The 8,003-nt window shown below is 48.5% G+C and carries 4 protein-coding genes, 1 pseudogene and 1 CRISPR repeat array; of the genes and pseudogenes, 3 read left to right on the top strand and 2 right to left on the bottom strand.

Annotated elements, in window-relative coordinates; translation table 11 throughout:
- The first annotated feature begins 92 nt into the window (after positions 1-92).
- A pseudogene (istA, locus tag ACFPXP_RS04140) lies at positions 93-1,315 on the top strand (IS21 family transposase).
- Positions 1,312-2,115 (top strand): IS21-like element helper ATPase IstB, encoded by an 804-nt coding sequence (istB, locus tag ACFPXP_RS04145; RefSeq protein WP_379892656.1) that lies wholly within the window; start codon positions 1,312-1,314, stop codon positions 2,113-2,115. The pseudogene istA and the gene istB overlap by 4 nt, the downstream one beginning before the upstream one ends.
- Here istB and ACFPXP_RS04150 read toward each other — a convergent pair.
- On the bottom strand, positions 2,099-2,860 hold the full coding sequence (locus ACFPXP_RS04150) for a hypothetical protein (protein ID WP_379892658.1): 762 nt from the start codon (positions 2,858-2,860) through the stop codon (positions 2,099-2,101). The two genes, istB and ACFPXP_RS04150, sit on opposite strands and share 17 nt — an antisense overlap.
- A 241-nt stretch (positions 2,861-3,101) precedes the next feature.
- Between ACFPXP_RS04150 and ACFPXP_RS04155 the strand changes: the two genes are divergently transcribed.
- Entirely contained in the window at positions 3,102-3,623 is a 522-nt protein-coding gene (locus ACFPXP_RS04155; RefSeq protein WP_379892660.1) for a hypothetical protein, read from the top strand.
- Positions 3,624-3,772: 149 nt separating this feature from the next.
- A CRISPR array of direct repeats spans positions 3,773-7,021; the repeat unit is 32 nt; unit sequence ATTTCAATCCACGCACTCGCATGGAGTGCGAC.
- Positions 7,022-7,205: 184 nt separating this feature from the next.
- Here the strand turns inward: ACFPXP_RS04155 and cas6 are convergent.
- Complete coding sequence (gene cas6, locus ACFPXP_RS04160; RefSeq protein WP_379892662.1) at positions 7,206-7,835, bottom strand: CRISPR system precrRNA processing endoribonuclease RAMP protein Cas6; 630 nt, start codon at positions 7,833-7,835, stop codon at positions 7,206-7,208.
- Positions 7,836-8,003 lie beyond the last annotated feature (168 nt).

Below are 8,003 nucleotides of genomic sequence, written 5' to 3' on the forward strand. Positions count from 1 at the left end.
ATTGACCCACCTGCGCCGGAATGAAAATGACCCACCCCCGTAGAATATATCTCCTCTGTAGTATCGGCCAAGATATTTAGAGAGGAGGAAATATGCTAAGGAGTGGGACAGTGATTAGATTACATGAACTTCAAGCTAGCGGCAAGAGTATCCGTGAGATCATGCGGGAGACGGGTCATTCAAGAAATACGATACGTAAATATCTTAGAGCCGATGGTATCCCTGAGCCTAATCCCCGCAAGAAGAAAGTCTCCAAACTTGATCCATACAAATCCCAGTTGGATCAGTACTTGGCCAGAGGCATATTCAATTGTGAAGTGCTTTTACGCCTCTTAAAAAACAAGGTTACAACGGCGGAATCACGATCATAAAAGACTATGTGAAGCCGAATCGTCCTCCTAAACAGGTTCCGGCAGTACAACGCTACGAAACGAATCCTGGGCAACAAGCGCAGGTGGACTGGAAGATTTGCGAGTATGTTGATCTAAACGGCGAAGTGCGGAAAATCCCTGTCTTTGCCATGGTTTTGGGGTACTCCCGCATGACTTACATGGAGTTTTCGAAGCGCTGCGACATCCACAGCTTCCTACGTTGCTTGATGAATGCCCTAGAATACTTTGGCGGCGTCCCGAAAACCATGCTTACCGACCAGATGAAAACCGTCATACTCGGTATGGGCGATGACCGTAAGCCGCGCTGGCATCCGTTGTTCGAAGACTTCGCTGCAGCCATCGGTATGGTCCCTAAAGTGTGTCGCGTGCGACGGCCGCAAACCAAAGGCAAGGTCGAACGAAGCGTTCAGTTCATCGAGCAGAACTTCATGCCGGGAAGACAATTCACGGATCTCGGCGATCTGAACCGCCAGGTCCGGCAATGGTGTGACGAACAAAATCGCCGTATTCACGGCACAACCGGCGAGAAACCGATCGACCGTCTGGCCCACGAAGCGTTGGGGCAGCTACCAACTCCAGAGCGCTGGGCAAAGTACCGATTCGAGCCTCGGAAGGTCAGCCGGGACGCATTCGTGAGCTATGACGGCGTGCGGTACGGTGTTCCTTGGAGGTACAGCAGTCGTGAGGTGAAGGTGCGTGAAGTGAACGGCCATGTCGAGATTTATTACGAGAAGCAGCTCATCGCACAGCACGAGAAGATCTACCGATCACGAGCGCTTGTTATGTGCAAAAACCAGTACACTAACCTGAGCACTTCACAAGGCTACGCCCACCCAAGGCCCCAAGGAATACAAGTGCCCAAGCACGACGTAGAGGTGCGCTCACTCGATGTCTATGATCGCCTCATGGAGGTGGGTGCATGATTGAACTCGAACAAGCTCGCCTCCGTCTGGAGGAACTCGGCTTAGTCCAAGCTGCCGAGGCTCTCGACGCAAAGCTAGAGTCCGCAGGCCGAACCCAAAGCACGTACCTGTCATTCCTGAATGAACTGCTAGAAACTGAAATTCTGGAACGACAGCGCCGTAACGTCGAAGTGCGGATGAAGCTTTCGCATCTACCATACCGACGAACGCTAAGTGAATTTGATTTCACGTTTCAACCTGGGATTGATGAGCGCCTGATTCGGGAGCTTGCCGCGTTAACGTTTGTCGGGAGGCAAGAGAACGTACTCTTTCTCGGCCCTCCCGGCGTCGGGAAAACTCATTTGGCTGTTGCAATTGCGATGGAAGCGATTGGACAAGGTTTACCGGTGTATTTCGTATCGCTGGCCCAATTGGTTGGCGATTTACGGAAGGCGTATGAGGAAAACCGACTGGACAAGCGAATGAGGGTGTATCTTCGCCCTCGAATCCTCATCGTCGATGAAGTGGGCTACCTTCCCCTCGATCCGCTGGCTGCGAACCTATTTTTCCAATTGGTCTGTGCTCGTTACGAGAAAAGCAGCATGATTCTTACCAGCAACAAAAGCTTTGGCGAGTGGGGTGAACTCATGGGGGACGCCGTTCTAGCGACGGCCGTGCTCGATCGCCTCCTCCACCATTCCCATGTTGTGAACATCCGTGGGAACAGCTACCGGCTTAAAGAAAAACTAAAAACCGGAATTTATTCGGCACCAAGCGCACAGGTGGGTCAAAAATATCCCGGCGCTAGTGGGTCAAATTAATTCCGGCGTTGACAGTCTGCTCATTATAGTGCAGCGAATAGTTGGGATGATAAGTCCGATATGTATGATACGGTAATTGGGGATGAATAACCCGTGACAATGCATTTATGCTGAAATCCTTTACTGGTTCTAAGCTTAACGTATTGCCCAACCCTCCCGCATGATGAAACGTTGATCTCAAACGATCGTCATAATCCGGACCCGTCAAGAATACAACAGCTTGAGGTGAAAGAGCTGCGATCTCCATCGGCAATATGTTGTATTCACGCTGGAGCAATTCCTCAATGTGTTGCGGAGGTCTCTTATTCGCATAATCGAACCGAACTAATTCCGAATGTAAAAAACCATCGTCACCCTCTCCTGGTGAAATAGCTTGGTAAAGCCTCCGCATTCCTTTCCAAAAGGGTGTATGATCGTATTTACGGTGATGTCGCAAATCTTCATACATCCACTGCAAAAAATCGACGACATTCTCCCGCCGCATCTCTTCATTTGTATGCCTAAATGTTTCTAGGGTTATTTTAAACGAATCCCAACCATTCGTCTCTTGTCCTACAAAGAGCACCCTTCTTTTCGCCTTTCTATACGCGGGTAAGGCTTTGACCAGAAAAGGATTGGACAACTGCTCTAAATCTTGAAGATCTAATTGATCAATCGCCTTTACCAGTCTATTCCAACCTTCATAATATGCCGCTTGTAAATGAAACTGAAGATTGGATTCATCCTGATATGTACGGATACTCAAACGTAATCCCCCTTAATTCGCTCTATTCGTCCATTTTATACGGAATGTTTCCATTTTTGCCAGAAACAATCCTTTGCGAATAAGTTTCTCCTTAAGCAATGAGGTACTGCTAAAAGAAGGCGTCATTGCATGATGTGAAATGCTACACTATGTCCACGTTCCTGATTTAGTACACTACTGAAAATACGCATAATTTTCCTGATCATGGTGATGCTGAAAACAAACGTCTCAGGAGGATATTATGTTTGCAACTGCTTTGATGTGGGGAATGCTAGTCATTCCATGGATTTCGTTATTTTTCTTGAAACCAGCATCTATCCGTAGATTTATGCCAGTATCTATTTTGGGGGCACTCCTCGTAACCATCGTGTTCGAAATCGCACATGCGTTCCACTGGTGGACCTTAATGGATAAGGCGATCATTGTTCCGTGGGGGTACATTACCAACACCGCATATGTTTACGGCTTCTTTTTAATCGGAACGCTATGGATTTTCAAACTCACATATCATAGGTTTTGGCTCTTTGTGCTTGCCAATTTGTTGGTCGACGGGGGGTTTCAATTTGGATTGGACCCCTTGTTCGAGCGGGCCGGGTTTTACCAACTCGAGAGAATCAGCCATTGGCAGACCTTCCTAGTCATGAGCGGCATCGCGTTGCTGTTATATTTGTACCAAATGTGGCAGGAAGGATCGCTTAGCAGTGAAACCAAGAGACAAGACGATCCATTTGTGCTGCGAACCCGACGTGAAAAAGCAAGGTAGTGGGTTTAAGCTATTCATTGTTGAGAATTCATGAGCGGCTTTAGGAGTTATCGAAACACGACTAACTTTTCGATAGGAGCAAGCATTGGCCCTTCGCTCCGTGGAGCGCGACTGCTCCCCATCGCTAAGCAGATGCATGCGAGTTCAGAATTTTAATCCATGCACTCACGTGGAGTGCGACGGTATACCGGACTGTTGCGATAACTGTGCTTTGTATAATTTCAATCCACGCACTCGCATGGAGTGCCACTTACTAAACTTCCTGCCCGGATTGACCAACTGGAATTTCAATCCACGCAATCGCATGGAGTGCGACTTCAGGGACCAGGAATCACCATCAAAGAAAGCGGAATTTCAATCCACGCACTCGCATGGAGTGCGACACCCATCCTCTAAGACAGGCTTTGTTGCTCTCGGTATTTCAATCCACGCACTCGCATGGAGTGCGACTAATTTTGACTTTTTCAAGTCCTCCAATTCCCTCTATTTCAATCCACGCACTCGCATGGAGTGCGACTGGAAAACCGCTTATTCATGAGAATAACACTGCCGATTTCAATCCACGCACTCGCATGGAGTGCGACAATTATCTAATTCTGAAGATCGTTAATGGAGAGGTATTTCAATCCACGCACTCGCATGGAGTGCGACGTAAAACACATTTCGCGGAAACGGCAATGACCATTTCAATCCACGCACTCGCATGGAGTGCGACTGAAAGAGGAAAGTTTATTAAATACGAAATCAAAAATTTCAATCCACGCACTCGCATGGAGTGCGACCTCGACGAGCGCGTCAAAGAGTTTACGCCGGATGCATTTCAATCCACGCACTCGCATGGAGTGCGACATTGATGATCATGTGGAATCCGAATCTACGATGCGATTTCAATCCACGCACTCGCATGGAGTGCGACTCGAGGAACCGCCAGACCTTCCGACCGATGGAGTATTTCAATCCACGCACTCGCATGGAGTGCGACCAGGGCCATCGAAAAGACCGACGATATGATCCAATATATTTCAATCCACGCACTCGCATGGAGTGCGACATAGACGAATGGTGGACAAAGTGGGATATGCAATATTTCAATCCACGCACTCGCATGGAGTGCGACGTACTCCTTGATTTTTCCGTCATTGGTTTTATATTTATTTCAATCCACGCACTCGCATGGAGTGCGACCCACCATATACAACGGGCGGCAAGTGGTAGCCGAATTTCAATCCACGCACTCGCATGGAGTGCGACAAGGAGGTGGCCAAGCCAGTGCAAGATGTTAAAAATATTTCAATCCACGCACTCGCATGGAGTGCGACTTCCATTTCTTCAAATTTTGTTACATATGCAGCAGTATTTCAATCCACGCACTCGCATGGAGTGCGACCTTGCAGATGATGTTGATGCTACTTCCGAAAATATATTTCAATCCACGCACTCGCATGGAGTGCGACAGTTCGCAAGATCAGGCTAACACATTAGCGGATGCGATTTCAATCCACGCACTCGCATGGAGTGCGACGATGGACTCGGAGGATTGGATCATGGCGAGGGTTATTTCAATCCACGCACTCGCATGGAGTGCGACCGATAAGGGCGAATATCACATTCCAAAAGTGTTTATTTCAATCCACGCACTCGCATGGAGTGCGACTGGACGTGGATCGTCTCGGACGCGGTAACATGCAGATTTCAATCCACGCACTCGCATGGAGTGCGACAGCTTCGTACCTTAACTAATTCACCGTAATCATTATTTCAATCCACGCACTCGCATGGAGTGCGACGTTACGGGCTGAACGATGCGATCCATTCGGTAATCAGTATTTCAATCCACGCACTCGCATGGAGTGCGACGAGCATCTTCAGTCAGCTTGGATCTTCGAGTTCGGAATTTCAATCCACGCACTCGCATGGAGTGCGACTATCTTGCCTGGTGGGCGGACTGTTTATGTCGAACTATTTCAATCCACGCACTCGCATGGAGTGCGACGCGTTTCGAGCTGGATATCCCAAATACAACAAGCGGATTTCAATCCACGCACTCGCATGGAGTGCGACTAAAGATCAGAGTGAGTGGTAAGACATACATCTTATTTCAATCCACGCACTCGCATGGAGTGCGACCACCTTTCACAGCTTGCCAGCGTGGAGGGTGTTTTATTTCAATCCACGCACTCGCATGGAGTGCGACGTTAACGTCTCGATGATCGAATCTACGGAAGCTTTTCATTTCAATCCACGCACTCGCATGGAGTGCGACGCTGTCTCACCGATCTTTATTGCTGGCTGGGACGATTTCAATCCACGCACTCGCATGGAGTGCGACATCTGGTCTATGGATCTAGCGAAGGGCTCCGAGATATTTCAATCCACGCACTCGCATGGAGTGCGACAAACAACAGCGCCCCAACCGCTTGCCACAAAGGTATTTCAATCCACGCACTCGCATGGAGTGCGACTGGGGCTTGGTGACAAGCCCTTTTTATAAAATCAATTTCAATCCACGCACTCGCATGGAGTGCGACTGGACTAATCATCTTATTCCGCTAGGGGGTCATATTTCAATCCACGCACTCGCATGGAGTGCGACGCCTGCTGCGGGTTTACGTGCGGATTGAATAGGTTATTTCAATCCACGCACTCGCATGGAGTGCGACTGGATGGCGACCCAAGAACAGGTTCAACAATTTTTGATTTCAATCCACGCACTCGCATGGAGTGCGACTTGTGGACGATGCACACCCCCCACTTGTAGATAAAATTTCAATCCACGCACTCGCATGGAGTGCGACCACAGCCCGGGAAGAGTCGCTTGACTTAATCGAGCAATTTCAATCCACGCACTCGCATGGAGTGCGACTTAGCAGCTCAGCCAGTGAGGGGGATAGCTTGATATTTCAATCCACGCACTCGCATGGAGTGCGACCATTCGTTTCGATCGCCTCGCGTTCACGAGTAGAAAATTTCAATCCACGCACTCGCATGGAGTGCGACCAATGCGGAATTTCTGGTCAACTATGCGCTGCTTATTTCAATCCACGCACTCGCATGGAGTGCGACCATCTACTGCCTGCACTTTTATCCGGCGCTTAGTAAAGATTTCAATCCACGCACTCGCATGGAGTGCGACAGGTAGCAGTAATATACCTCTGGTAACGTCTGAAATTTCAATCCACGCACTCGCATGGAGTGCGACGTCGATGGCACCTGTTAGGACGCTGATTCGTGGGATTTCAATCCACGCACTCGCATGGAGTGCGACACGAATATATGGTAAATCAACTTCCAATCTCAGTATTTCAATCCACGCACTCGCATGGAGTGCGACAACTACCTTCTACAGCAGCCAGTCCATCGCTTTTTATTTCAATCCACGCACTCGCATGGAGTGCGACAGCGCGCCATCTAACCCCTTGCCCAGCAAGGCTTCATAAGGCCAAAAGTGCGAACCTATTTTTAGGGTACTATAAATCCACTTGGTTTTCCACCCGAAATGCCTCAAACCCTTACGGGATGCGGGGTGCGAACCTCCCAGGGATTTTATGTTCACTTGGGGTCCGCACCATATACCCACTTCTATTATCCAAATACAACATCAACTTGACCGCAGCCAAAGGTAACATTTCGCCCTATATGCAGGCATCGAGCGGCATATAGCCATGGAGCAAAGTGATACATCTCCCCCTCAAATGTCATCGCTCCGAGCAAGCCGCTCAAATCCATTTTCATATGTCTTCTATTAGAATATCGACTCATTTCACTCCAGTACAAGCCCAAGGAAGTCGTATGTACCGAGTTCGACAACTCGCATACATGAGCCGCTGCATCGGCTTGCACATGTCCGCCATATCTGTCCGTTAATGCCGCAACTCTTCTTGTAATGCTCCGAATCAACGTTGGAAAGTCGACTTCTCTCAATTCCTTCCCGGCCCGGCGTATACGAAGTGGCGTTAACAAATGAACGGAACATCTGGAAACCCCTTTTTGTTCCTGGGTCGCCAGCATATTTGAGACGGTTGATTCCATATAAACTCCGCCAGAATGCCAAATCAGTTCTAATCTGTCGGCCTGCAAAATATCCACAAGCTCAAACTTTTTCCTCTCGGCCCCGATCTCAAAGTAGGGAACGCTGGCCATCGAGTCGATCACACTTTTTGTATAATTCGCAGCCCTGCCTAACAGAATGAATTTAAAGCTTCCCAAGCCCAAAAGTGCGAACCTATTTTGAAACAATGATTTTCCAACATTAATTTGATGCTAGACTTTAAATTGGACACGGAGAACCGAGAGTGCGACAATAAAAGCATTCATAATCGAGGTGTCCGAAATGACGAAAAAGTACGACAAGGAATTCAAACTTCAAACCGTAAGACTCAT

Source organism: Marinicrinis lubricantis (genome assembly GCF_042658665.1).
In the GTDB taxonomy this organism is placed as follows: Bacteria; Bacillota; Bacilli; order Paenibacillales; family KCTC-33676; genus Marinicrinis; species Marinicrinis lubricantis.

Coding starts and splice junctions, on each gene's coding strand:
- istB (WP_379892656.1), top strand. CDS start 1,312: ATGATTGAACTCGAACAAGCTCGCCTCCGTCTGGAGGAACTCGGCTTA.
- ACFPXP_RS04155 (WP_379892660.1), top strand. CDS start 3,102: ATGTTTGCAACTGCTTTGATGTGGGGAATGCTAGTCATTCCATGGATT.